This window comes from Streptomyces sp. DH10, assembly GCF_029813805.1.
Lineage (GTDB): Bacteria > Actinomycetota > Actinomycetes > Streptomycetales > Streptomycetaceae > Streptomyces > Streptomyces coeruleofuscus.
Genome location: NZ_JARVKU010000013.1, coordinates 1 through 25,883, shown reverse-complemented (window position 1 = coordinate 25,883; position 25,883 = coordinate 1). Strand labels below are relative to the sequence as shown.

Sequence of the window (25,883 nt, the reverse complement as noted above, 5' to 3'; positions counted from 1 at the left end):
GCTCCTCGGGTCACCACCCGGCGGGAGTGCCGGGTGTTGGTTACAAGTCTAGTGGGCGTGACGGAGGGGGCGGGACGCGCCCGCCCCCTCCGTGATGAGCACGAGGCTCATGTGTCGAGCGCGAGGCTCAGGAGACGCCCAGCTCCTTCGCGTTCTTCTTCAGGTCCTCGAGACCACCGCACATGAAGAACGCCTGCTCCGGGAAGTGGTCGTACTCGCCGTCGCAGATCGCGTTGAACGCGGCGATCGACTCGTCCAGCGGCACGTCCGAACCGTCCACGCCGGTGAACTGCTTGGCGGCGTGGGTGTTCTGGGACAGGAAGCGCTCCACGCGACGGGCACGGTGGACGACGAGCTTGTCCTCCTCGCCGAGCTCGTCGATACCGAGGATCGCGATGATGTCCTGCAGGTCCTTGTACTTCTGCAGGATGTTCTTCACGCGCATCGCGGCGTTGTAGTGGTCCGCCGAGATGTACCGCGGGTCGAGGATCCGGGACGTGGAGTCCAGCGGGTCCACGGCCGGGTAGATGCCCTTCTCGGAGATCGGACGGGACAGAACCGTCGTCGCGTCGAGGTGGGCGAAGGTGGTGGCCGGGGCCGGGTCGGTCAGGTCGTCCGCGGGGACGTAGATCGCCTGCATCGAGGTGATCGAGTGACCACGGGTCGAGGTGATGCGCTCCTGGAGGACGCCCATCTCGTCGGCCAGGTTCGGCTGGTAGCCCACCGCGGAGGGCATACGGCCGAGCAGGGTCGACACCTCGGAACCGGCCTGGGTGAAGCGGAAGATGTTGTCGATGAAGAACAGCACGTCCTGCTTCTGGACGTCACGGAAGTACTCCGCCATCGTCAGGCCGGCCAGGGCCACGCGCAGACGGGTGCCCGGGGGCTCGTCCATCTGGCCGAAGACCAGGGCGGTCTTGTCCAGAACGCCGGACTCTTCCATCTCCGCGATGAGGTCGTTGCCCTCACGGGTGCGCTCGCCGACGCCCGCGAAGACGGAGACGCCCTCGTGGAGGTTGGCGACACGCATGATCATTTCCTGGATCAGCACGGTCTTGCCGACACCGGCACCACCGAACAGACCGATCTTGCCGCCCTTGACGTACGGGGTGAGAAGGTCGACGACCTTCAGGCCCGTCTCGAACATCTCGGTCTTCGACTCGAGCTGGTCGAACGCGGGGGCCTTGCGGTGGATGGACCAGCGCTCGCCCTCGTAGGCCTCGTCGCTGTTCAGCACCTCACCGAGGGTGTTGAACACCTTGCCCTTGGTGAAGTCGCCGACCGGGACGGAGATGCCCGCGCCGGTGTCGACGACGGGAGCCTGGCGGACCAGGCCGTCGGTGGGCTGCATGGAGATCGCGCGGACCAGGCCGTCACCCAGGTGCTGGGCGACCTCCAGGGTCAGCGTCTTCTTCTCGCCCGCGAGCGCCGGGTCGGAGACCTCGACGTGCAGGGCGTTGTAGATCTCGGGCATCGCGTCGACGGGGAACTCCACGTCGACGACCGGGCCGATGACCCGGGCGACGCGGCCCGTAGCCGTCGCGGTCTCAACAGTGGTGGTCATTTATCGGTCACTCCCCGCGGTCGCGTCGGCCAGGGCACTGGCGCCACCGACGATCTCGCTGATTTCCTGGGTGATTTCGGCCTGGCGGGCCTGGTTGGCAAGCCGGGTGAGCGTCTCGATGAGCTCTCCGGCGTTGTCGGTGGCCGACTTCATCGCGCGCCGCGTGGCGGCGTGCTTGGAGGCGGCCGACTGGAGCAGCGCGTTGTAGATCCGGCTCTCCACGTAGCGCGGCAGCAGGGCGTCCAGGACGTCCTCCGCCGAGGGCTCGAAGTCGAACAGCGGGAGGATCTCGCCCTTGGGCTTGGCCTCCTGCGCGACCTCGTCGAGGCTGAGCGGCAGCAGCCGGGCCTCGATGGCCGTCTGCGTCATCATCGACACGAACTCGGTGTAGACGATGTGGAGCTCGTCCACGCCGCCTTCCGCCGTCTCCGTCTCGATGGCCTCGATCAGCGGGGCCGCGACCTTCTTGGCGTCCGCGTACGACGGCTCGTCGGTGAAGCCCGTGAACGACTCCGCGACCTTGCGTTCGCGGAAGTTGTAGTGGGCGAGACCACGGCGGCCGACGATGTAGCTGACGACCTCCTTGCCCTCACCTTCGAGCTTCGCCGTGAGCCGCTCCGCGGCCTTGATGGCGTTGGAGTTGAAGGCGCCGGCCAGGCCGCGGTCGCTCGTGAGGAGCAGGACCGCGGCGCGGGTCGGGTTCTCCGGCTCCGTCGTCAGCGGGTGCTTGGTGTTCGATCCGGTGGCGACCGCCGCGACCGCCCGGGTGAGCTCGGTCGCGTACGGCGTGGACGCCGCCACCTTGCGCTGCGCCTTGACGACGCGCGAGGCGGCGATCATCTCCATCGCCTTCGTGATCTTCTTGGTCGCGGTGACGGAACGGATGCGACGCTTGTAGACCCGGAGCTGGGCTCCCATGAGTCAGGTCCCTTCCTTACGTCACTTGCCGGCAGCCGGGGCGTCCTCGCCGAGCAGCTTGCCGTCGGAGGTCTCGAACTGCTTCTTGAACTCCGCGATGGCGTCGGCCATGGCCTGGAGCGTGTCGTCCGACATCTTCCCGCCCTCGCGGATGGAGGTCAGCAGACCCTGCTCCTTGCGGTGCAGGTACTCCAGCAGCTCCTTCTCGAAGCGGCGGATGTCGGCGACCGGAACCTCGTCCATCTTGCCGGTGGTGCCGGCCCAGATGGAGACGACCTGGTCCTCGGTGGCCATCGGCTGGTACTGCGGCTGCTTCAGCAGCTCGACCATGCGCTGACCACGCTCCAGCTGCGCCTTGGACGCGGCGTCCAGGTCGGAACCGAAGGCGGCGAACGCCTCCAGCTCACGGAACTGGGCGAGGTCCACACGCAGACGGCCGGAGACCTGGCGGATCGCCTTGTGCTGGGCGGAACCACCGACTCGGGAGACCGAGATACCGACGTTCAGCGCGGGGCGCTGACCGGCGTTGAACAGGTCCGACTCCAGGAAGCACTGGCCGTCGGTGATGGAGATGACGTTGGTCGGGATGAACGCCGAGACGTCGTTGGCCTTCGTCTCGACGATCGGCAGACCGGTCATCGAGCCGGCACCCATCTCGTCGGAGAGCTTCGCGCAGCGCTCCAGCAGACGGGAGTGCAGGTAGAAGACGTCACCCGGGTAGGCCTCACGGCCCGGCGGGCGGCGCAGCAGCAGCGACACGGCGCGGTAGGCGTCGGCCTGCTTCGACAGGTCGTCGAAGATGATCAGGACGTGCTTGCCCTGGTACATCCAGTGCTGGCCGATGGCCGAACCGGTGTAGGGCGCCAGGTACTTGAAGCCGGCCGGGTCGGACGCCGGGGCGGCGACGATGGTCGTGTACTCCAGCGCGCCGGCCTCCTCCAGAGCGCCGCGCACGCCGGCGATGGTGGAGCCCTTCTGGCCGATGGCGACGTAGATGCAGCGGACCTGCTTGTTCGGGTCGCCGGTGCGCCAGTTGTCGCGCTGGTTGATGATGGTGTCGACGGCCAGGGCGGTCTTGCCGGTCTGGCGGTCACCGATGATCAGCTGGCGCTGGCCACGGCCGATCGGGGTCATCGTGTCGACGGCCTTGTAGCCCGTCTCCATCGGCTCGTGCACCGACTTACGGACCATGACGCCCGGAGCCTGCAGCTCCAGGGCGCGACGGCTGTCGGTCTCGATCTCGCCGAGGCCGTCGATCGGGTTGCCGAGGGGGTCCACCACGCGGCCGAGGTAGCCCTCGCCCACCGCAACGGAGAGAACCTCACCGGTACGGGAGACCGGCTGACCCTCCTCGATACCGCTGAACTCGCCGAGGACGACGCAGCCGATCTCGCGCTCCTCGAGGTTGAGGGCGAGACCGAGGCTGCCGTCCTCGAACTTCAGCAGCTCGTTGGCCATGACCGAGGGCAGACCCTCGACCTTCGCGATACCGTCGCCGGCGAAGGTGACCGTACCGACCTCCTCGCGCGAGGCCGCGTCCGGCTTGTACGCCTGGACGAAGTTCTCCAGCGCGTCCCGGATCTCCTCCGGCCGGATCGTGAGCTCCGCCATCTGGGTTCCCTGCTCTCCTTGTTGGGCCCGAAGTTTCACTTTGGGGGTCTGGGGGCGACCCCCAGGATTCTTCTGCACGGCCCAACCAGGGCCGTCGTAAGTACGTAATGCCTATTGAGTTGCTGCTCAGCCGGCGAGCCGACGGCCGGCGTCCTCGATGCGGTCCGCGAGGGAGCCGTTGATGACCTCGTCACCGACCTGCACCCTGATTCCGCCGAGGACCTCGGGGTCCACGTCCAGGTTGAGGTGCATCTTGCGGCCGTAGAGCTTCGCGAGGGCGGCGCCCAGGCGCTGCTTCTGCGGGTCGCTCAGCGGTACCGCCGAGGTGACGATGGCCACCATGCGGTCCCGCCGCTCGGCGGCGAGCTTGGACAGGGACTCCAGTCCCGACTCCAGGCTACGTCCCCGCGGCGCGGTCACAAGGCGCGTGACCAGACGCTCGGTGGCCGCCTGCGCCCTGCCGCCGAGCAGGCCGCGCAGCAGCTCGCCCTTGGCCGAGGTGGTGGCCCTGCGGTCGGTCAGCGCGGCACGCAGCTCGGTGTTGCCGGAGACGATCCGCCCGAAGCGGAACAGCTCGTCCTCGACGTCGTCGAGCTTGCCCGCCTTCTGCGCGGCGGTGAGGTCGGCGGTGTCGGCCAGCTCCTCCAGCGCGTCCACCAGGTCGCGCGACTGCGACCAGCGGGAGCGCACCATTCCGGCGACCAGGTCGGCGGCCGGGCCGCTGACCTGGGTGCCGAGCAGGCGCTGGGCCAGTTCGGCCTTGGACTCACCGGCCTGCGCCGGGTCGGTGAGGACCCGACGCAGCGACACCTCGCGGTCGAGCAGCGCGGTGACGGCGGCCAGCTCGTCGGCGAGCGAGCCGGCGTCCACGGACGTGGAGTCCGTGAGCGCGTCGAGACGCTCTCGTGCGGCTGCCAGGGCCTCGCGGCTCGCTCCGTTCATCGGCCGGCCTCGGCCTTCTCCTCGAGGTCGTCGAGGAACCGGTCGATCACGCGGCTCTGACGGGCGTGGTCCTCGAGGGACTCGCCGACGAGCTTGCCGGCCAGGTCGGTGGCGAGCTTGCCGACGTCCTGACGCAGCGCGGACGACGCGGCCTTGCGGTCGGCCTCGATCTGGGCGTGACCGGCGGCGACGATCTCCTCGCGCTGCCGCTGGCCCTCGGCCCGCATCTCGGCGATGAGGGCGGCACCCTGCTCCTGCGCCTCCTGGCGCAGGCGCGCGGCCTCGTGCCGGGCCTCGGCGAGCTGTGCCTTGTACTGCTCAAGGACGCTCTGGGCCTCGACCTTCATGGTCTCGGCCTCTTCGATACCGCCTTCGATCGCCGCGCGGCGCTCCTCCAGAACCTTGTTGATGTTCGGAAGCAGCTTCTTCCAGAAGAAGAAGAACACGATGGCGAAGGCGATGGTGCCGACGAGCAGCTCGGGGCCGGGCGGGAGGAGCGGGTTCTGCTCCTCCTCGGCCGCCAGCTGTACCAGGTTGGCGATCACATCAGTGCCTTTCGTCGAAACGTGTCGGTGAGTAGGGACTTACCGACCGAACACGAACGGCATAACGATGCCGATGAGGGCGAGCGCCTCACAGAACGCGAAGCCCAGGATCTGGTTGGCGCGGATCAGACCGGCCGCCTCGGGCTGACGGGCGAGGGCCTGGGTGCCGTTACCGAAGATGATGCCGACGCCGATGCCGGGGCCGATGGCGGAGAGGCCGTAGCCGATGGAGCCGAGCGAACCGGAGACAGCGGCGAGGGTCTCAGTGGCAGCCATGCTGAATCTTCCTTCTCTTTCACGGACCGGCGGGGGTTGGCCACCGGACGTTCTTGGGACTTGCGGGGCGGGAGGGGCTCAGTGGTGCTCGGCCAGAGCGCCCTGGATGTACGTGCAGGCGAGGAGTACGAAGACGTACGCCTGGACGGCCTGCACGAAAAGCTCGAAGCCGATCATGGCGATGGTCATGACGAAGGAGACACCGGCCGCCGGGATCATCCAGCTGTTCAGCAGGTACCACGAGGCGACGGTGAACATGACCAGCATCAGGTGACCGGCGAACATGTTCGCGAACAGTCGCACGGCGTGCGTGAAAGGCCGGACGAGCAGGTTCGAGAAGAACTCGATGACCATCACGAGCGGCAGCACCGGGCCGAGCGACTTGTCGTAGCCGGTGACGTTCTTGAAGAACCCGACGAAGCCGTGCCGCTTGAAGGTCAGCGAGACCCAGAGGATGTAGACGATGGCGGCCAGCGCTACCGGGAACGCGATGACCGACGACACCGGGAACTGCGCCAGCGGGATCACGGACCAGATGTTCATGATCCAGATGAAGAAGAACAGCGAGACCATCAAGGGGACGTACTTCTCGCCCTCCTTCTTTCCGAGGGTCTCGTAGACGATGCCGCGGCGGACGAAGTCGTATCCGGCCTCACCGACCATCTGGAGCTTGCCGGGCACCACCTTCGCCTTGCCGAAGGCCGCATAGAAGAAGCCGATGACGAGGATGGTGGTGATGATCGCAAGCAGCATCACCTTGTTGAACTCGAACCCTCCAACCGTGGCGATCGGCTTGAAGAGGAACGAGTGCAGGCCCGGTGCCGGAAAACCACACCCGTCGGACATGATCCGACAGCTCCAGTCAAAGGCGAGCTGGGTCTGGTCAGCACTCACCACGGGCTCCTTCGGCGTGACGCATAGGTACGGCAACCTCGTTGTGTCGGCGCGGCGCGCAGCCGCGGATCGGCACCGGACTGGTGTTACGGATGTGAGGGCGGCTGAGGGGCATCGAGCCTCGCGTTCGAGCAGGCGTCAGCTCAGATGCCCGCGCCCGCGATGCCGCAGTTGGCACCGGACGATAGCAGGAGTTCCCAGTGCTCTTTATCGCGCCCCTACTCGTCACGACGACGACCCGGTCTTCTCGGGCTTCTCACTCTTCCCGGAGTCCGGATCGATGTAGAAGATCTTGGCCTTCATGTGCGCACGAGCCTGCGCGGCCATCCACACGACCGTCGCGATGACGAGCCCGAGGGCGAACGCCTTCGCGTTGAAGAGAGAGGTGTCCTTGAAGAGGGCGACGAAGATCAGGAGAAGCAGCAGCTGGGCGACATAGAGCATCAGCCCCATGGCCTGGAACAACTGCGGGAGCGTTTTTGCCGTCCACTGGAGAACGAACAGGCCGACCCCCATGAAGAGGATGGCCAGCACCGTACCGACGGCGGCCCCGATGGCTCCCTTGCCTCCGGCCACCACACCGCTGACGGCGACCACGACCACACCGGCAGCCGCTGTGGGCACAGCGCACTGCAGAAGGTTCCGGGCGTCATTGGACGGCATGGCGGCAACTCCGCTTTCGCAGGGGGCAGGGGTGTCGTCATGGACGAGCGTAGTCCCGGGCTGAGTGGAGACCTCACACCAATGGACCGTCGCACTGCGGTCCTTCGGCTCTATCCGGGGGGTTCTCGTGAACCGTATCACAAACTATTTGATGCAGTCTTTACCTGAAGGTGTGCGCACGGTCACACATGAGAGTGAATGTGCGCGTCTGAGCGAGAACACCGCCGACATGTCTGGTATTGGGGTGCTTCGAACCCCCATCACACCCCACGACTTGGCAATGCTCTAGTCAGATTCTTACCTTGTCCCGGCTTTGCGCCGGTCCGCCGGACGCGAGCGGGCGCCGAGGGCGGTCGCTCCGTTGCCTCCTGAGACGCCGGACACGACCGGGGTGCGGTTTCCGGGCGCGAGCGAGGACGGCTGGTCCGTGGCGGAGGCCGGTGTCGAGGCCTCGGGTGCCAGGGCCGGGATGCCGCGGCGGCGGTAGCGCGGCGGCACGAAGCGCTCCATCCAGCGCGGGGTGCGCGGCGTGAAGCGCGGCAGCAGGAGCAGGGCCAGGCCGATCGCGCTGAGGAAGACGATGCCGAGCACGATCCACATGGACGCCGAGTTGACCGAGTAGGCCAGCGCCCCGAAGGCGATCAGGGCCGACCAGAAGTACATGATGAGCACCGCGCGGCTGTGCGAGTGGCCGATCTCCAGCAGGCGGTGGTGCAGGTGGCCGCGGTCGGCCGCGAACGGCGACTGGCCGCGCCAGGTGCGGCGCACGATCGCCAGGATCAGGTCGGCGGCCGGGACCGCGATGATCGTCAGCGGCAGCAGCAGCGGGATGTAGACGGGGACCGTCTGGTGCACGGCCTCCTTCTCCGACCCGACGTACAGGTTGAGCGCGTCCGGGTCGACCTGCCCCGTGACGGAGATCGCGCCGGCGGCCAGGACCAGGCCGATCAGCATCGAGCCCGAGTCACCCATGAAGATCCGCGCCGGGTGCATGTTGTGCGGCAGGAAGCCCAGGCACATGCCCATCAGGATCGCCGAGAAGAGCGTGGCGGGGGCGGCGGCCTCGATGCCGTACGAGTACCAGATCCGGTAGGCGTACAGGAAGAACGCGGTGGCCGCGATGCAGACCATGCCGGCCGCGAGACCGTCCAGGCCGTCGACGAAGTTGACCGCGTTGATGGTGATGACGACCAGCGCGACCGTCAGCAGGGTGCCCTGCCACTGGGTCAGCGCGACCGAACCGATGCCCGGGATCGGCAGCCACAGGATCGTCAGACCCTGCACCACCATGACGCCCGCGGCGATCATCTGGCCGCCCAGCTTGATCAGGGCGTCGATCTCGAACTTGTCGTCCAGCACCCCGATCAGCCAGATCACCGCCGCCCCGGACAGCAGCGCCCGGGGTTCGTTCGACGTCTCGAAGACCTGGCTGAGGTTGGTCAGGTGGTCGGCGACCAGCAGGCCCGCGCACAGGCCGAAGAACATCGCGATCCCGCCGAGCCGCGGAGTGGGCTCCCGGTGCACGTCACGTGCCCGGATCTCCGGCATCGCCCCGGCCACGATCGCGAACTTCCGTACCGGCCCTGTCAGCAGATACGTCACCGCGGCCGTGATGCAGAGCGTCAGCAGGTATTCACGCACGGGCTTCCCCACAGGTCTCGCTGGCCATCACAGCCCCACACCCTAGCGATGCGCGCATATGAGTGGGGACTTCCGGGTAGCGACGATGGTTGCACGAGTAGCTGTGCACCCTGGTGCGCTTACCCCGTCTCAGCGGGGATACGGCGGAAATCCACCGGCCAGCTCCCGCACTTCTTCACGGGCCCTCGCGGTCTCCGTCACGCCCCTGAGCACCCCCGCGAGCAGCTTGGCGATCCGCGCCATCTCCGCCTCGCCCATGCCCTGCGTGGTGACGGCGGCCGTGCCCAGCCTGAGTCCCCGGGCGTCGCCGTGCGGCAGGGCGCAGCAGTCCATGACCAGGCCGGCCGCGGCGAGACGGCCCCGGGCGGTGCGGCCGTCGACGCCGAGCGGCGCCGGGTCAGCGGTGATCAGGTGGGTGTCCGTGCCGCCCGTGGTGACGACCAGGCCCTCGGCGGCCAGCCGGGCCGCGAGAACCCTCGCATTGGCGACCACCTGATGGGCGTACACGGAGAACGCCGGTGTTGCCGCCTCCCCGAACGCGACCGCCTTGGCGGCGATGGTGTGCATCTGCGCACCACCCTGTGTGAAAGGGAACACGGCCCGGTCCACCCGCTCGGCCAGCTCCGCGCGGCACAGGATCATGCCGCCGCGCGGGCCCCGCAGCACCTTGTGGGTCGTCGCACAGACGATGTCCGCGTACGGCACCGGGTTCGGCGCCGCTCCCCCGGCGACCAGGCCGATGGGATGCGCGGCGTCCGCGACGAGGTACGCGCCCACCTCGTCGGCGACCTCCCGGAAGAAGGCGTAGTCGATGTGCCGGGGGTAGGCGATCGAGCCGCACACGATCGCCTTGGGCCGGCGCGTGCGGGCCAGGGTGCGCACCTGGTCGTGGTCGATCAGCCCGGACTCGGCCTCCACGCCGTAGCCGACGAAGTCGAACCAGCGGCCGGAGAAGTTGGCGGGCGAGCCGTGCGTGAGGTGGCCGCCGTACGGCAGGCCGAGGGCGAGGACGGTGTCGCCGGGGCGCAGCAGGGCGGCGTAGGCGGCCAGGACGGCCGAAGAGCCGGAGTGGGACTGCACGTTGGCGTGCTCGGCGCCGAACAGCGCCCTGGCCCGGTCCACGGCGACGCGTTCGGCGACGTCGACGATCTCGCAGCCGCCGTGGTGGCGCGCTCCCGGGTAGCCCTCGGCGTACTTGTTGGCGAGCGGCGAGCCGAGGGTGGCCAGGACGGCCGGCGAGCTGAAGTTCTCGGCGGCGATCAGCTGGAGCGTCGTCGCCTGCCGCTCCCGCTCGCCGAGGAGGATGTCGGCGAGTTCGGGGTCCTGGCGGCGCAGGAGGTCGGCCTCGATGGCAGGGGTGACCGTCATGGTGGGCTCCGGGCGGCGTCGACGGTGACGTACGTCCAATGTAGGCCCGGGGCCCCCGGTGCGCTCGGCCGTTACGTCTTTGCGGGGACGCCCGTGAGGGCCGTGACGACCGGATCGAGTGCCTGGTGTATCTCGTCCCCGATGGACCGGAAGAACGTCAGGGGCGCCCCGTACGGGTCGTAGACCTCGTCCGCCTCGGCGTTCGGCGCCAGCAGCCACCCGCGTAGAGCCGCCGCGGCGCGCACCAGCGCACGCGCGCGGGTGACCACGCCCTCCTCCAGCGGCGGCAGGGTCGCCGGGTCGATGGCCTTCACCAGGCGGGTGAACTCCTTGAGCGTGAAGGTCCGCAGGCCCGCCGAGTGCCCCATGGAGATGACCTGCGCCCGGTGGTCCCGGGTGGCGGTCAGCACCAGGTCGGCGCGGATCACGTGCTCGTCGAGGAGCTCGCGTCCGGTGAAGCCGGAGGCGTCCGCGCCGAAGTCGGCCAGCACGGTCTCCGCGTTGGCCTCCATGGGGGCGCCCTCGTGGCCCCAGGTGCCCGCGCTCTCCACGATCAGCCCGCCGCCCAGGATCCCGAGCCGCTCCCGCACGAAATGGCGGGTCAGCCGCTCGGTGATGGGCGAGCGGCACACGTTGCCGGTACTGACGTGGAGGATGCGGAAGCTGTCACGCGGAAGCCCCACGAACGTCGTCGTGATCTCCGCCGCGCTTTCCCCGTTGCCTATGCCACGCCCCGCTCCAGGGGCCGTCAATTCGCCACCTCGAGGTCGGGTACGACCTTCCGCAGCTCTTCCGCGGAGATCGCGCCGGCGCGCAGCAGCAGCGGCACCTCACGGGTCACGTCGACGATCGACGACGGGACGTTGCCGGGGGTCGGGCCGCCGTCCAGGTAGACGGAGACGGAGTCGCCGAGCATCTCCTGCGCGGCGTCGCAGTCCTCCGGCGCCGGATGCCCGGTCAGGTTGGCGGAGGAGACGGCCATCGGGCCCACCTCGGTCAGCAGCTCGATGGCGACGGGGTGCAGCGGCATGCGCACGGCGACCGTGCCACGGGTGTCGCCCAGGTCCCACTGGAGGGACGGCTGGTGCTTGGCGACGAGCGTCAGCGCGCCGGGCCAGAAGGCGTCGACCAGCTCCCAGGCCAGCTCCGAGAAGTCCGTGACGAGCCCGTGCAGCGTGTTCGGGGAGCCGATGAGGACGGGGGTGGGCATGTTGCGGCCCCGGCCCTTGGCCTCCAGCAGGTCGGCGACCGCCTCCGAGGAGAACGCGTCGGCGCCGATGCCGTACACCGTGTCCGTCGGCAGTACCACGAGCTCGCCACGGCGGACGGCGGACGCTGCCTCACGCAGACCGGTCACACGGTCGGTCGCGTCGTTGGTGTCGTATCGCCGTGCCATCTTTAGCTGGCCTCCTCGTACACGTGCTGCTGGGATGAAGACTGCGAAGACTGCGGGCCGCTCACGGCAGCGCCTTGCGGGCCGTGGCGAAACGCGGGCGGTTGTTCAGGTCCGGATGGTCGGCCGCGTCGGTCCAGCCCCGGTCCTCGGCGAAGATCCACGGCACCTGGCCGCCCTGGGTGTCGGCGTGTTCCACGACCACGACACCGCCGGGGCGCAGCAACCGGTGCGCGGTGCGCTCCAGGCCGCGGATGAGGTCGAGGCCGTCCTCGCCGGAGAACAGGGCCAGTTCCGGGTCGTGGTCCCGCGCCTCGGGGGCGACGTACTCCCACTCGGTGAGCGGGATGTACGGCGGGTTGGAGATGACCAGGTCGACCTGTCCGTCGAGGTCCGGGAAGGCCGTCAGGGCGTCTCCCTGGCGCAGCTCGACCCTGGACCCCTCCACGTTCTTGCGGGTCCACCTGAGGGCGTCCTCGGACAGCTCCACGGCGTGCACGCGCGAGCGCGGCACCTCCTGGGCGAGGGCGAGCGCGATGGCGCCGGAGCCGGTGCACAGGTCGACGATGCACGGCTCGACGACGTCCATGGCCCGTACCGCGTCTATGGCCCAGCCGACCACGGACTCCGTCTCGGGCCGCGGCACGAACACCCCGGGGCCGACCTGGAGTTCCAGGTACCGGAAGTAGGCGCGCCCGGTGATGTGCTGGAGCGGCTCGCGGGCCTCGCGGCGGGCGATGACCTCCCAGTAGCGGGCGTCGAAGTCGGAGTCCTTGACGGAGTGCAGCTCACCGCGCTTGACGCCGTGCACGAACGCGGCGAGTTCCTCCGCGTCGGTGCGCGGCGAGGGCACGCCGGCGTCGGCGAGCCGCTGGGTGGCCTGGGCCACCTCCGCGAGCAGCACGCTGCGGGGGCTTGGGGGTCGCCCCCCAAATGACTGCTGCACGCAAGTCCTCCGGTACTCGGTACTCCTGTGGGTGTCCTACGCGGCCGCGAGCTTCGCCGCCGAGTCCGCGTCGACGCAGGCCTGGATCACCGCGTCGAGGTCGCCGTCCAGGACCTGGTCCAGGTTGTACGCCTTGAAGCCGACGCGGTGGTCCGAGAGGCGGTTCTCCGGGAAGTTGTACGTGCGGATCTTCTCGGAGCGGTCGACGGTGCGGACCTGGCTGCGGCGGGCGTCCGCGGCGTTCCTCTCCGCTTCCTCCTGTGCGATGGCGAGCAGCCTGGAGCGCAGGATACGCAGTGCCTGCTCCTTGTTCTGCAACTGGCTCTTCTCGTTCTGGCAGGAGGCGACGACTCCGGTCGGGACGTGCGTGATGCGCACGGCGGAGTCGGTGGTGTTGACGGACTGTCCGCCAGGGCCGGAGGAGCGGTAGACGTCGATGCGGAGGTCGTTCGGGTTGATCTCGACGTCGACCTCCTCGGCCTCGGGCGTGACGAGGACACCGGCGGCGGAGGTGTGGATACGGCCCTGGGACTCGGTGGCCGGCACGCGCTGCACGCGGTGCACGCCGCCCTCGTACTTCAGGCGGGCCCACACGCCCTGTCCGGGCTCCGTCGCGCCCTGGCCGCCCTTGGTCTTCACGGCCACCTGGACGTCCTTGTAGCCGCCGAGCTCGGACTCGGTGGCGTCGATGATCTCGGTCTTCCAGCCGACCCGCTCGGCGTACCGCAGGTACATGCGCAGCAGGTCGCCGGCGAACAGGGCCGACTCGTCGCCGCCCGCGCCCGCCTTGATCTCGAGGATGACGTCCTTGTCGTCGCTGGGGTCGCGCGGGACGAGGAGCAGGCGCAGCTTCTCCGTCAGCTCCTCGCGGCGCTGTTCCAGCTCCTTGGCCTCGGCCACGAAGTCGGGGTCGTCGGCGGCGAACTCGCGCGCGGTCTCGATGTCGTCGCCCGTCTGCGTCCAGGAGCGGTACGTGGCGACGATCGGGGTGAGCTCGGCGTAACGCTTGTTCAGCTTGCGCGCGTTGGCCTGGTCGTTGTGGACCGACGGGTCGGCGAGCTTCTTCTCCAGGTCGGCGTGCTCGGCGACGAGATCCTCGACGGCCTCGAACATCTTGGGCTCCTGTGTACTGGCGGGGGTGAAGGGCGGACGACCAAAAACGCCGGTCCCGGAGCGCCCGGTGAGGGGGCGCGTCCGCGGACCGGCGAAATGGGGCTCGCTACTTCTTGGAGCCGGCGGCCTTGCCGAAGCGGGCCTCGAAGCGGGCCACGCGGCCACCGGTGTCGAGGATCTTCTGCTTGCCCGTGTAGAACGGGTGGCACTCGGAGCACACGTCGGCACGGATCGCGCCGGACTCGATGGTGCTGCGGGTGGTGAACGACGCGCCGCAGGTGCAGCTGACCTGCGTCTCGACGTACGCGGGGTGGATGTCGCGCTTCAAGGTGTCTCCTAGGTTTCGGGAGGGCGCCGGGTCGCTGCCGCGGGATGCGGGAGCGTGAACCGGGGCCGACGTACCAGTCTGCCAGGACTGGTGCCATCCCCCAAAACCGGGGGTTGCCGATATTTGTTCCCCGCGGGCCGGCCGGGGTTGTTTGCGCCCACACGGCGGAGCCGCGAATCGATACGGGCCCACGGCCCTCAGGAGCCGCTCACGACGCCCTTGGCCTCACCTGTCGCCGTGCCCTCGGTCGCGCTCTTCGGGATCGGCTTGTCGTTCTCCAGGGCCTTCCAGATCTGGTCGGCCTTCTTCTCCTGGAGGAGGACGCGGTTGGGATCGGCCGGGTCGTAGGCGACCGGCATGGTGACCATGTGCATGTTGGACGGGGTGATGCCCTGGAGGCCGCTCGCGAAGGACGCGAGCTTGTTGACCGAGCCGAGGTCGGAGTCGGTCGTCACCGTCTTGGTCGCGGTCTCCGCGAGGTCGAGCAGCTTCTTGGGGTTCGTGAAGACGCCGACGTCCTTGATCTGGTTGACCAGGGCCTTGATGAAGGCCTGCTGGAGCTGGATGCGGCCCAGGTCGGAGCCGTCGCCGACGCCGTGGCGGGTGCGGACCAGGCCGAGGGCCTGCTCGCCGTCGAGTCTGTGGGTGCCGGCCTTCAGCTTCAGGTGGCTGTCGGGGTCGTCGATGCTCTTGGTCGTGGTGACCTCGACACCGCCGAGGTCGTCGATGAGCCTCTGGAAGCCGGCGAAGTCGACCTCCAGGTAGTGGTCCATGCGCAGGTCGGTGACCGACTCGACGGTCTTCACGGCGCAGGCGGCCCCGCCGGTGGAGTACGCGGAGTTGAACATGACGCTGTTCGCGGCGGGGTGCTCGTCGCCCTTGGTGTCCGTGCACTCGGGCCGGTCGATGAGGGTGTCCCGCGGGATGGAGACCACGCTGGCCTTCTTGTGGCCCTTGTAGACGTGCACGATCATCGCCGTGTCGGAGCGGGCGCTGCCGTCGTCGGTGCCGCCGCCGAGCTTCTTGTTGCCGCCGGCACGGGTGTCGGAGCCGAGGACGAGGATGTTCTCCGAGCCATTGTCGGCCTTCTTGGGCCGGTCGGTGCCGAGGGCCTGGTCGATGTCGACGCTCTTCAGGTTGCCGTTGAGCTTGAAGTACAGGTACCCCGCCCCGGCGCCGCCCAGAACGACGATGCCCGCGGCGGTCCAGGCCGTCACCAGCAGCCCCGTGTGGCGCTTAGGGGGCTTGCGGCGTCGCCCCTTGGCGCGGTGGCGCGGCCCGGTGGTGCCGGTATCGCCCGGTATGCCCGGACCCGGCGTGCTCTCGGCAGACATGTGCTCCTCAGCTCGTCTACGGTCGGTTACCCCCTGCGGTCAGTGCCAGGCGTGTTCGGTCGGGGAGTCCTCCTGGCACCATCGTCGCTCCGCCTGGTCAGACGGAGAAACTCGGGAAAGGGTTGCACAACGGACTGTGCCCACCGCGTGGGGCGGTGGGCACAGTGCGTGTTCGGCTAAGCGAGGGGGTACCTCGCTCACCTGCGGGTTCAGCCGAAGATGTCGTACTGCTTGAAATCGGTACCGACAGAGATCCTTGTGGCGAAGATCTCGCTGGTGGCCTTGCCGGTGCCCTTGTAGAGGTAGAGCGTGCCGCCGGGCGTACGGGCCAGGAAGTCGGCCTTGCCGTCACCGGTGATGTCGCCGGTCGCGTCGAAGGCGTTGTACGTCGTGCTGCTCCAGGTGCGCACCTTGACGCGGCCGGAGAACGCGCCGGAGCCGGCCGTGCCGGTGCCCTTGTACAGGTAGATCGTGCCGCCCGTCTTGCTGCGGGCGATCAGGTCCGTCTTGCCGTCGCCGGTGAAGTCACCCTTGCCGCGGACGGAGTTGTACTGGTTCCAGCCGGAGCCGACCTTCACGCGGGGCGCGAAGGTGCCGTTGCCCTTGCCCGGGTAGATCCACATCACGCCCGCCGAGTCGACCGAGAGCAGGTCGGGCAGGTAGTCGCCGGTGACGTCACCGGGGGTGATGATGCGGGTGCGGGTCTTCCAGTTGTCGGCGATCTGCTTGGTGGACCAGGTGCCGCTGGAGATCACGTAGTGGGTCCAGAAGAGGTCGCCGTCGCTGCTGCGCCGGTAGACCAGGTCCTGGTAGCCGTCCCGGTCGAGATCGCTCTGGAGGACGACGTTGACGCCGTCCCAGTTGCCCCAGGACTCACGGGCGGCGAACGACGTGCCCTTGGAGTCCTTGGAGTAGCCGGTCTTGGTGGAGGCGTTGCGCACCCACAGGTCGGCCTTGTGGTCGCCGCTGACGTTGGTGTCGTCGACGCGCGGGTAGGTCGCGCCGACGTAGGAGCTGACCTTGGCGAAGACGCTGTAGGCGCCCTTCGCGACGCAGTCCGTCACGCCCCAGGACACGACACCGACGATCCGGTTGTTCACGACCAGGGGGCCGCCGGAGTCACCGTTGCAGGCACTGGTGGTGCCGGCGTCGCTTCCGGTGGCGGGGTTGCCCGCGCAGACCATGTGGCCCTTGACGAAGTCGCTGCCGTACGCCCCGGCGCAGGTGGTGTCGGACTGGACGGGCAGCGTGGCCGTCTTCAGCGTCTCGGAGATGGCGTCGCTGGTGGAGCTGGTGCGGCCCCAGCCGTAGACCTTGGCGCTGGTGCCGGCCTTGTACGAGGTGGTGTCGCCGGACGTCGTCATGCGGATCGGCGTGGCCTTGACCGGGACGGGCAGGGTGAGCACCGCGATGTCGTTGTCGATCGTCGTCGCGTTGTACGACGGGTGGTTCCACTGCCGCCAGACGCCGGTGACGGTGCCGCCGTGCAGGTCGGTGCCGTCGGCCGAGGGCAGCTGGGAGGTGCCGGTGACGATGGCGCCGTTGGCGTGCCAGTCGTAGCCCTTGACGCAGTGCGCGGCGGTGAGGATCTTCGTCGGCGCGACCACGGCGCCGCCGCAGAAGAAGCCGATGTCGTCGCCAGTGCTGGAGGTGCCCCGGTCGTCGTAGTAGTGGAGCTGCGTCATCCACGGGGCCGAGGTGATGGTGGTCTCGTTGCCGCCGATGACCTTCGGGTCGATGGTGGACGGGCTGGTGCTCGTGCTCGCGCTCAGCGACGTCTTGCTCGTCCTGCCCGCCGTGTCGTCACCGGCCATGGCGCCCGCGACGCGCTTCTCCAGCTCGGCGAGTGACGGTGAGCTGATGGCGGGCTCGATCGTCGGCCGCGGCAGTGCGGTGGCCGCGCCGGCGGACGTCGTCAGCAGCGCGGCGGCCACGGCGGCGGCGACGCCTGCCGCGGCGACGGGAACGGCGATGCGTATCCGGCGTCTGTGCCGACCGCCCCCGGGCATGGTTCTACCCACGTATGTCCCCCCTCGGGATCACAAGTTCGAAGAGCGTGATCCTAACCCCCGCACGACCATCACAAAGGGCCGCCCCCGTTTCCGGGAGCGGCCCTCTTGCGCGGTGCCTGTCTCAGTCGCCGTTGCCCGGCGTCGGAGTGGTCTTCTGGATCTGCATCAGGAACTCGGCGTTCGACTTCGTCTGCTTCATCTTGTCGAGGAGCAGCTCGACCGCCTGCTGCTGGTCGAGGGCGTGCAGCACCCGGCGCAGCTTCCAGACGATGCCGAGCTCGTCGGGAGCGAGCAGGATCTCTTCCTTACGGGTGCCGGACGCGTCCACGTCCACCGCCGGGAAGATGCGCTTGTCGGCGAGCTTCCGGTCGAGCTTGAGCTCGGCGTTGCCCGTGCCCTTGAACTCCTCGAAGATCACCTCGTCCATGCGGGACCCGGTGTCCACCAGCGCGGTGGCGAGGATGGTCAGCGAACCGCCGTCCTCGATGTTCCGCGCGGCACCGAAGAAGCGCTTCGGCGGGTACAGCGCGGTGGAGTCGACACCACCGGACAGGATGCGGCCGGAGGCCGGGGCGGCGAGGTTGTACGCACGGCCCAGACGCGTGATGGAGTCCAGCAGGACGACCACGTCGTGACCGAGCTCGACCAGCCGCTTCGCACGCTCGATGGCGAGCTCCGCGACCGTCGTGTGGTCCTCGGCCGGGCGGTCGAAGGTCGAGGAGATGACCTCGCCCTTGACCGACCGCTGCATGTCGGTGACCTCTTCCGGACGCTCGTCGACCAGGACGACCATCAGGTGGCACTCGGGGTTGTTGTGCGTGATCGCGTTGGCGATCGCCTGCATGATCATGGTCTTGCCGGTCTTCGGCGGGGCCACGATCAGACCGCGCTGGCCCTTACCGATCGGCGACACGAGGTCGATGATGCGGGTGGTCAGCACGCCCGGGTCCGTCTCCAGGCGGAGGCGGTCCTGCGGGTACAGCGGCGTCAGCTTGTTGAACTCCGGGCGGCCGCGGCCGTGTTCGGGCGCCATGCCGTTGACGGAGTCCAGGCGCACCAGCGCGTTGAACTTCTCGCGGCGCTCGCCCTCCTTCGGCTGGCGGACCGCACCGGTGATGTGGTCGCCCTTGCGCAGGCCGTTCTTGCGGACCTGGGCGAGGGAGACGTACACGTCGTTCGGGCCGGGCAGGTAGCCGGACGTGCGGATGAAGGCGTAGTTGTCGAGGATGTCCAGGATGCCCGCGACGGGGATCAGGACGTCGTCCTCGGCGATCTGCGGCTCGGAGGCGATCTCGTCGCGCCCGCGACGGCCACGGCGGTCGCGGTAGCGCCCGCGACGGCCACGGCGGCCGCCCTCGAAGTCGTCGTCGTCCTGCTGGCGGTCACGGTCCTGACGGCCGCCGCCCTGCTGGTTCTGCTGGCCGCGCTGGCCGCCCTGCTGGTCGTCGCCCTTGTTGCCCCGGCGGTCGCGATCACGGCCACCGTCACGGTCACGGCCACCGTCACGGCCGCCGTCCCGGTCCCGGCCGCGGTCACGGCGGTCGCGACGGCGGCCCTCGCCGCCCTCGCCCCCGTCGGACTTGGCGTCGTTCTGGGACTGCTGCTGCGCCTGCGACTCGCCCCTGGACTCGTTCTTCGCCTCGGCGGCGACCGTCTCGGGAGCGGCGGCGGCCGGCGAACCGGCGTCGGCGGTGGCCCGGCGACGGCGGCGCTCGGAGGGCGCGTCGTCTCCCCCACGCTCGGCTTCTCCCCCACGCTCGGCTGCGCTCGCGCGGGAGGGGCCCCCAGCCGGCTGGCCGGGGATCTCGATCTGCTGCTGGGCCACGGCCTTCTCGGCCTTGTCGGCCTTCTGGGCGGGGGCCTCGGAAGCCTGCTTCGCGTCCGCCTTCTTCTCCGCCTTCTCGGCGTTGTCCCCCGTACGGGTCCGGGAGGTGGCGCGGCGCTTCGGCTTGGTCTCGGCGGGGGCCTCGGCCTTCGCGGCCGGAGCGGCGCCGCCGGACGCCTGCGCCTCCTTGATGACCTCGATCAGCTGGCTCTTGCGCATACGCGCGGTGCCCCTGATACCGAGGCCGGATGCGACCTGTTGCAGCTCGGCCAGCACCATGCCCTCGAGGCCGGTACCGCGGCGCCGCCGGGAGCCGGCACCGGCGGCAGGCGCGGAGGCGTCCGTGGCGGGCGCGGCAGCGGTCTCCTCGACACGTGCGCCCATCAGATCGGTGGTGTCGCTCACGAAGGGTCCTTCCCTGGAGCGGACGTCGGCCTGTCTGGCTCGGCGACCGGTTGTGCTGTCCGGCTTCGGTTCGTGTGGTGTGAACCGTGCCGGGGCGGTGGTCCGCCTCAGCGGCGGAGGAATCTGGTGATGGCGCTTCCGTATGCCGTGGCACCCAGTGTCAGTGTCACGCGGCGTGGTCGCACCGGTTCCGGAGCATGCCCTGCGCCCCGCTCAGTGTCCGTGTACGGCGTACGGTCCGACGTACGGAACACAGTGCGGCTTGGGGGGCTCCCGGAAGAATGTCTGTCCCGGACGGGGACACGAGGCACCTCGCCATGGTGGGGTCGGGTGCAGACTTGAGGTTAACACTACCGGATCCAACAAACATTCCCCCTCTCGAAATCCGGCAACCGTGCGCTTTCAAATGTCGGTGGAGGTCGCGAGCGGCAGCACGATCGCGCCCTGCGGATCGAGGCTCAGCCGGTTCGCGGCCCAGTCCGCGCCCGCCAGGGCCTCGACCTTGTCGGCGGTGCCCGGGTCGGCCAGCGCCATGACCGTCGGGCCGGCGCCGGAGATCACCGCGGGGACGCCCTCGCCCCGCAGCCGCTCCACCAGCGCCGCGCTCTCGGGCATGGCCGGGGCGCGGTACTCCTGGTGGAGGCGGTCCTCGGTGGCGGGCAGCAGCAGTTCGGGGCGCCGCGTCATGGCCTCGACGAGCAGGGCCGCCCGGCCCGCGTTGGTGGCGGCGTCGACGTGCGGCACGGAGCGCGGGAGCAGGCCGCGCGCGGTTTCGGTCAGTACCGGCTTTCCGGGCACGAAAACCACCGGAACGATGGAATCGGCGGGCTCCATCCTGATCGCCCGGGCCGCGCCGCCCTCCATCCAGGACAGCGTGAAGCCGCCCAGCAGACACGCGGCGACGTTGTCGGGGTGGCCCTCGATCTCGGTGGCGAGCTCCAGCAGCGCGGTGTCGTCGAGCTTGGCCTCGGCCCCTATGGTCACGGCCCGGGCGGCGACGATGCCGGCGCAGATGGCGGCCGAGGAGGAGCCCAGGCCCCGGCCGTGCGGAATGCGGTTGGCGCAGACGATCTCCAGGCCGCGCGGCTGTCCGCCCAGCAGGTCGAAGGCGGTGCGCAGGGAACGCACGAGAAGGTGCCGCTCGTCGCGCGGGAGGGTCTCGCTGCCCTCCCCCGCGATGTCGATGTGCAGCCCGGAGTCGGCCACCCGGACGACCACGTCGTCGTACAACCCCAGCGCGAGGCCGAGGGCGTCGAAGCCCGGGCCGAGGTTGGCGCTGGTGGCGGGGACGCGCACCCGGACGGCGGCGGCGCGGAACGCTGGACCGGCCATCGCTCGATGACTCTCCTTGAGCTGCGTGATTGTCGAATGACGTGGGACGGACATTCGATGGTGTACGAGAACCCTGGGGGCCGCGGAGACGGCGCGGCTCCGCGGCATATGCGGCGGGCGGGTTCAGTACAGCCTATCGAAGGAAGGTTCTGTGGCGACATAGGGCGCACAGGAGGCGCACGATGCGTGTCGTAAGCCCCCTGTGCACCCCCCGTAGGGAACCTCCCCGGTCAAGCGCCGTCTTACGCCGGACCGTGTCGGGCGTTACACCGGCGCTCGGAGCGTCGGCGCACGTCAGACCAGCCCGAGGCGCTCCGCGGCCGCCGCCGAGTCGACGGGTACGGTGACCGGCTGCGGGGCACCCGCGACGGCCCAGTCGGGGTCCTTCAGTCCGTTGCCCGTGACGGTGCACACGATCCGCTGCCCCGGGTCGACCTTGCCCTGCTCGGCGGCCTTCAGCAGACCGGCGACGGACGCGGCGGACGCGGGCTCCACGAAGACACCCTCCTGCGAGGCCAACAGCCGGTAGGCGCGCAGGATCTCACGGTCCGTCACCTCGTCGATGAAGCCGCCCGACTCCTCCCGCGCGGCGAGCGCGTACTGCCACGAGGCCGGGTTGCCGATGCGGATGGCGGTGGCGATGGTCGACGGGTCCTTGACGACCTCGCCGCGCACGATCGGGGCACTGCCCGAGGCCTGGAAACCCCACATGCGGGGCGCCCGGGAGGCGACGCCGTCGGCGGCGTACTCCTTGTAGCCCTTCCAATAGGCCGTGATGTTGCCCGCGTTGCCCACCGGCAGGACGTGGATGTCGGGTGCGTCGCCCAGCATGTCCACGATCTCGAACGACGCGGTCTTCTGCCCCTCGATGCGCACCGGATTGACCGAATTGACCAGAGCGACGGGGTAGTTGTCGCTCAGGCCGCGCGCGAGCGTGAGGCAGTCGTCGAAGTTGCCGTCGACCTGGAGGATCTTCGCGCCGTGCACGAGGGCCTGGCCCATCTTGCCGAGCGCGATCTTGCCCTGCGGCACGAGGACGGCACAGACCATCCCGGCCCGCACGGCGTACGCGGCGGCGGAGGCCGACGTGTTGCCGGTGGAGGCACAGATGACGGCCTTCGCGCCCTCCTCCTTGGCCCGGGTGATGGCCATGGTCATACCGCGGTCCTTGAAGGACCCGGTCGGGTTCGCGCCCTCCACCTTGAGGTGGACCTCGCAGCCCGTGCGCTCGGAGAGCACCTGCGCGGGCACGAGCGGCGTGCCGCCCTCGCGGAGCGTCACGACCGGCGTGGTGTCGGATACCGGCAGACGGTCCCGGTACTCCTCGATGATTCCGCGCCACTGGTGAGTCATTGCTGGTTACTCTCCTTCAACCCGCATGATGCTGGCGACACCACGCACGGTGTCGAGCTTGCGCAACGCCTCGACGGTCCCGGTGAGGGCGGCGTCGGACGCGCGGTGCGTGACGACGACGAGGGAGGCCTCGCCGTCCTTCCCCGATTGGCGAACCGTATCGATCGAGACTCCGTGCTCGGCGAAGACGGTCGCGACCTGGGCGAGAACACCCGGTTTGTCAGCCACGTCCAGGCTGATGTGGTAGCGCGTGACGACGTCGCCCATCGGGGACACGGTGAGGGCGGCGTAGGCGGACTCCCCCGGTCCGGTCGCGCCGCTGAGCCGGTTGCGGCAGACGGCGACGAGGTCGCCGAGCACGGCGGAGGCCGTGGGGGAACCGCCCGCTCCGGGGCCGTAGAACATGAGCTGCCCGGCGGCGTCGGACTCGACGAACACGGCGTTGTAGGCGCCGCGCACGGAGGCCAGCGGGTGACTGAGCGGGATCATCGCGGGATGCACGCGCGCGGTGACGGACGCCCCGTCCGCGGCCCGCTCGCAGATGGCGAGCAGCTTGATCGTGCAGCCCATCTCCTTCGCGGAGGCGAAGTCGGCCGCCGTCACCTCGGTCATGCCCTCGCGGTAGACGTCGTCGAGGCGCACGCGCGTGTGGAAGGCGATACCGGCGAGGATGGCGGCCTTGGCGGCGGCGTCGAAGCCCTCGACGTCGGCGGTCGGGTCGGCCTCGGCGTAGCCCAGGGCGGTGGCCTCGTCGAGGGCCTCCTGGTACCCGGCGCCCGTGGAGTCCATCTTGTCGAGGATGAAGTTGGTGGTCCCGTTGACGATGCCCATCACCCGGTTGATCTTGTCGCCGGCGAGGGACTCGCGCAGCGGCCGGATCAGCGGGATGGCACCGGCGACGGCGGCCTCGTAGTAGAGGTCCTTGTCGTGCTCCTCGGCGGCGGCGTGCAGGGCCGCCCCGTCCTGGGCGAGGAGCGCCTTGTTGGCGGAGACGACGGAGGCGCCGTGCTCGAAGGCGGTGGTGATGAGGGTCCGCGCGGGCTCGATCCCGCCGATCACCTCCACCACGACGTCGATGTCGCCGCGTTTGACGAGGGCGGTGGCGTCGGTGGTGACGAGGGCCTGGTCGATGCCTTCCCTGACCCGGTCGGGCCGCCGCACGGCCACGCCGGCCAGCTCCACGGGAGCCCCGATCCGGGCCGCGAGGTCGTCGGCGTGCGTCGTCATGATGCGCGCCACCTCTGAGCCGACCACTCCACAGCCCAGCAGCGCCACCTTCAGCGGACGCGTACGCATCATCCGACCTCGTTTCCTCATTACCGTCTACGGTGGAACCAGTCTCACTCACCGGACGGGAGTTTCTGCCCCCGGTCCGGATCGTGAGATGTCTATTTCATTTCCCCTGGGGCGGCAGACAGGAGATCTTTCGCCCCGTGGAGTTCGGCTTGTCGGTCTTCGGCCTGTGGGTTTTCGGCCTTTCGGCCGTCGGCTTCTCGGCCGCCGCCTCTGCCTTCTCGTTCTCGTTCTCTTTCTCGCTCAGCCGACGTCGAGACGCAGCAGGTCCTCCTCCGTCTCACGGCGGACGATCACCCGGGCCTCACCATCGCGCACGCTCACGACCGGCGGCCGCAGCACATGGTTGTAGTTGCTGGCCATGGACCGGCAGTAGGCACCCGTGGCCGGTACGGCGATGAGGTCACCCGGTGCCACGTCGGCCGGCAGGAACGCGTCCTTGACCACGATGTCCCCGCTCTCGCAGTGCTTGCCGACGACCCGGGCGAGCATCGGCTCGGCGTCGGAGGTGCGGGAGACCAGCGCGACGCTGTACTCGGCGTCGTACAGCGCGGTACGGATGTTGTCCGACATGCCGCCGTCGACGGAGACGTACGTCCGCAGGCCGTCGAGGGGCTTGACGGTGCCGACCTCGTAGAGCGTGAAGGCGGTCGGGCCGACGATGGCGCGCCCCGGCTCGACGGAGATGCGCGGCGTGCGCAGCTTGGCGGCCTCGCACTCACGGCTGACGATCTCTTGAAGCGCCTTGGCGATCTCGTGCGGCTCGCGCGGGTCGTCGTCACTCGTGTACGCGATCCCGAGCCCGCCGCCGAGGTCGATCTCGGGCAGCTCGACACCGTGCTCGTCGCGGACGTCCTTGAGCAGCATGACGACCCGGTGCGCGGCGACCTCGAACCCGGACATGTCGAAGATCTGCGAACCGATGTGGCTGTGGAGGCCGACGAGCTCGAGCCCGTCGAGCTGGAGGGCACGGCGTACGGCCTCGGCGGCCTGCCCGCCGGCCAGCGGAATGCCGAACTTCTGGTCCTCGTGGGCCGTGGCGATGAACTCGTGGGTGTGGGCCTCGACGCCGACGGTGATCCGGATCAGGACCTTCTGCCGCTTCCCGAGGCTCTCCGCGATGTGGGCGACCCGGACGATCTCCTGGAAGGAGTCGAGCACGATGTGGCCCACACCCACCTCGACGGCCCTGGTGATCTCGTCGACGGACTTGTTGTTGCCGTGGAAGGCGATGCGGTCGGCGGGCATGCCGGCGGACAGGGCGGTGGCCAGCTCGCCGCCGGAGCAGACGTCGACGTTCAGCCCTTCCTCGTGCAGCCAGCGCACGACGGCACGGCAGAGGAACGCCTTGCCCGCGTAGTAGACGTCGGCGTCGGTCCCGAACGCCGTGCGCCACGCACGCGCGCGTGACCGGAAGTCGGCCTCGTCGAGGATGTAGGCCGGGGTGCCGAACTCCTCGGCCAGCCGCGTGACGGAGATCCCTCCGACAGTGGCGACCCCGTGCTCCTCACGCGTCACGGTCTGGGCCCAGACCTTCGGGTCCAGGGCGTTGAGGTCGGCGGGCGGGGCCGAGTAGTGGCCCTCGGGGAGGACGTCGGCGTGACGGGGCCCGGCGGGGTGTGCGGAACGGCTCATGATCGGTATGCGTCTCTCAGAGATGGTCGGGTGCGTCGATGCCGAGCAGGGACAGGCCACCGGCCAGCACCGCCCCGGCGGCTTCGGCGAGAGCGAGCCGGGCACGGTGGGCGGCCGAGGGTTTCTCGTCGCCCAGGGGCAGCACGGCCGGGAGCAGCGGCAGCGTGGCGTCGGCGACGGCGACGAGGTGCCGGGCCAGGCGGTCGGGGCTGCGGTGGGTGGCGGTGGTGGCGAGGATGCGCGGATGGTCGCCGAGTACGGCGAGCAGTGCTTCCGCGTCGCTCACGGGGCCGGGCTCGGGGTGGAAGCCCAGGTCGGCGGCGTTGCGCAGGAGTGCCCGGGTGCGGGCGTGGGCGTACCGGACGCGGAAGAGAGGGTTGGTCTCCCGCTGAGCCAGGTGATCGCCGGGAATCCGGGGCCGGTCGTGGGCGGCCGGGAACAGCAGGGCCCAGCGGGCGGAGTCGCGGCCGAGGGGGAGGGGGTCGGCGGGGG

Annotated in this window: 23 protein-coding genes; all 23 read right to left on the bottom strand. The window is 69.5% G+C overall.

What is annotated here, in order from left to right; all coding sequences use genetic code 11:
* Positions 1-127 precede the first annotated feature (127 nt).
* Positions 128-1,564, bottom strand: coding sequence for a F0F1 ATP synthase subunit beta (gene atpD / locus QC385_RS25475; protein WP_279543680.1), 1,437 nt, complete (start codon positions 1,562-1,564; stop codon positions 128-130).
* Positions 1,565-2,482, bottom strand: a complete 918-nt coding sequence (locus tag QC385_RS25470; protein ID WP_059417211.1) for a F0F1 ATP synthase subunit gamma — start codon at positions 2,480-2,482, stop codon at positions 1,565-1,567.
* A 21-nt stretch (positions 2,483-2,503) separates the two neighbouring features.
* Positions 2,504-4,093 carry a F0F1 ATP synthase subunit alpha gene (gene atpA, locus QC385_RS25465; RefSeq protein WP_059417212.1) on the bottom strand — a complete coding sequence of 530 codons (1,590 nt, stop codon included), beginning with the start codon at positions 4,091-4,093 and terminating at the stop codon, positions 2,504-2,506.
* A gap of 126 nt (positions 4,094-4,219) precedes the next feature.
* The gene (locus QC385_RS25460) at positions 4,220-5,035 is read right to left on the bottom strand and encodes a F0F1 ATP synthase subunit delta (RefSeq protein WP_279543679.1); all 816 of its coding nucleotides are present in this window, start codon (positions 5,033-5,035) and stop codon (positions 4,220-4,222) included.
* Positions 5,032-5,580 (bottom strand): F0F1 ATP synthase subunit B, encoded by a 549-nt coding sequence (locus QC385_RS25455; RefSeq protein WP_059417214.1) that lies wholly within the window; start codon positions 5,578-5,580, stop codon positions 5,032-5,034. Before QC385_RS25455 ends, QC385_RS25460 begins: the two co-directional genes overlap by 4 nt.
* Before the next feature lie 39 nt (positions 5,581-5,619).
* Positions 5,620-5,856 (bottom strand): F0F1 ATP synthase subunit C, encoded by a 237-nt coding sequence (locus tag QC385_RS25450; RefSeq protein ID WP_279543678.1) that lies wholly within the window; start codon positions 5,854-5,856, stop codon positions 5,620-5,622.
* Between the two features lie 78 nt (positions 5,857-5,934).
* The gene (gene atpB / locus QC385_RS25445) at positions 5,935-6,702 is read right to left on the bottom strand and encodes a F0F1 ATP synthase subunit A (protein WP_279543874.1); all 768 of its coding nucleotides are present in this window, start codon (positions 6,700-6,702) and stop codon (positions 5,935-5,937) included.
* A gap of 273 nt (positions 6,703-6,975) precedes the next feature.
* Positions 6,976-7,413 carry a hypothetical protein gene (locus tag QC385_RS25440; protein WP_279543677.1) on the bottom strand — a complete coding sequence of 146 codons (438 nt, stop codon included), beginning with the start codon at positions 7,411-7,413 and terminating at the stop codon, positions 6,976-6,978.
* A gap of 297 nt (positions 7,414-7,710) precedes the next feature.
* Positions 7,711-9,054 (bottom strand): MraY family glycosyltransferase, encoded by a 1,344-nt coding sequence (locus QC385_RS25435; protein ID WP_279543676.1) that lies wholly within the window; start codon positions 9,052-9,054, stop codon positions 7,711-7,713.
* Positions 9,055-9,183: 129 nt separating this feature from the next.
* Positions 9,184-10,422: a serine hydroxymethyltransferase gene (glyA, locus tag QC385_RS25430; RefSeq protein WP_279543675.1), complete on the bottom strand. Its 1,239-nt coding sequence runs from the start codon at positions 10,420-10,422 to the stop codon at positions 9,184-9,186.
* A gap of 71 nt (positions 10,423-10,493) precedes the next feature.
* Positions 10,494-11,174: an arsenate reductase/protein-tyrosine-phosphatase family protein gene (locus tag QC385_RS25425; protein ID WP_059417218.1), complete on the bottom strand. Its 681-nt coding sequence runs from the start codon at positions 11,172-11,174 to the stop codon at positions 10,494-10,496.
* The gene (locus QC385_RS25420; protein WP_150483046.1) at positions 11,171-11,818 is read right to left on the bottom strand and encodes an L-threonylcarbamoyladenylate synthase; all 648 of its coding nucleotides are present in this window, start codon (positions 11,816-11,818) and stop codon (positions 11,171-11,173) included. Before QC385_RS25420 ends, QC385_RS25425 begins: the two co-directional genes overlap by 4 nt.
* A 61-nt stretch (positions 11,819-11,879) precedes the next feature.
* Positions 11,880-12,719, bottom strand: coding sequence for a peptide chain release factor N(5)-glutamine methyltransferase (prmC, locus tag QC385_RS25415; protein ID WP_086852636.1), 840 nt, complete (start codon positions 12,717-12,719; stop codon positions 11,880-11,882).
* 78 nt (positions 12,720-12,797) lie between these two features.
* Positions 12,798-13,874, bottom strand: a complete 1,077-nt coding sequence (gene prfA, locus QC385_RS25410; protein WP_279543674.1) for a peptide chain release factor 1 — start codon at positions 13,872-13,874, stop codon at positions 12,798-12,800.
* Between the two features lie 106 nt (positions 13,875-13,980).
* Positions 13,981-14,202, bottom strand: coding sequence for a 50S ribosomal protein L31 (rpmE, locus tag QC385_RS25405; RefSeq protein ID WP_010040182.1), 222 nt, complete (start codon positions 14,200-14,202; stop codon positions 13,981-13,983).
* A gap of 197 nt (positions 14,203-14,399) precedes the next feature.
* Complete coding sequence (locus tag QC385_RS25400) at positions 14,400-15,536, bottom strand: LCP family protein (RefSeq protein ID WP_279543672.1); 1,137 nt, start codon at positions 15,534-15,536, stop codon at positions 14,400-14,402.
* A gap of 209 nt (positions 15,537-15,745) precedes the next feature.
* A complete protein-coding gene (locus QC385_RS25395; protein WP_279543873.1) occupies positions 15,746-17,545 on the bottom strand; it encodes a trypsin-like serine protease in 1,800 nt (599 codons plus the stop codon).
* A 124-nt stretch (positions 17,546-17,669) separates the two neighbouring features.
* Positions 17,670-19,778, bottom strand: coding sequence for a transcription termination factor Rho (rho, locus tag QC385_RS25390; protein WP_279543671.1), 2,109 nt, complete (start codon positions 19,776-19,778; stop codon positions 17,670-17,672).
* A gap of 402 nt (positions 19,779-20,180) precedes the next feature.
* Positions 20,181-21,110 carry a homoserine kinase gene (gene thrB / locus QC385_RS25385; RefSeq protein ID WP_279543670.1) on the bottom strand — a complete coding sequence of 310 codons (930 nt, stop codon included), beginning with the start codon at positions 21,108-21,110 and terminating at the stop codon, positions 20,181-20,183.
* Between the two features lie 294 nt (positions 21,111-21,404).
* The gene (gene thrC, locus QC385_RS25380) at positions 21,405-22,463 is read right to left on the bottom strand and encodes a threonine synthase (RefSeq protein ID WP_279543669.1); all 1,059 of its coding nucleotides are present in this window, start codon (positions 22,461-22,463) and stop codon (positions 21,405-21,407) included.
* 6 nt (positions 22,464-22,469) lie between these two features.
* Complete coding sequence (locus QC385_RS25375; protein WP_279543668.1) at positions 22,470-23,762, bottom strand: homoserine dehydrogenase; 1,293 nt, start codon at positions 23,760-23,762, stop codon at positions 22,470-22,472.
* 237 nt (positions 23,763-23,999) lie between these two features.
* A complete protein-coding gene (gene lysA, locus QC385_RS25370) occupies positions 24,000-25,391 on the bottom strand; it encodes a diaminopimelate decarboxylase (protein ID WP_279543667.1) in 1,392 nt (463 codons plus the stop codon).
* A 16-nt stretch (positions 25,392-25,407) separates the two neighbouring features.
* Positions 25,408-25,883 (bottom strand): DALR anticodon-binding domain-containing protein (locus QC385_RS25365; protein ID WP_279543666.1); only part of this gene is annotated, 476 nt, incomplete at its 5' end.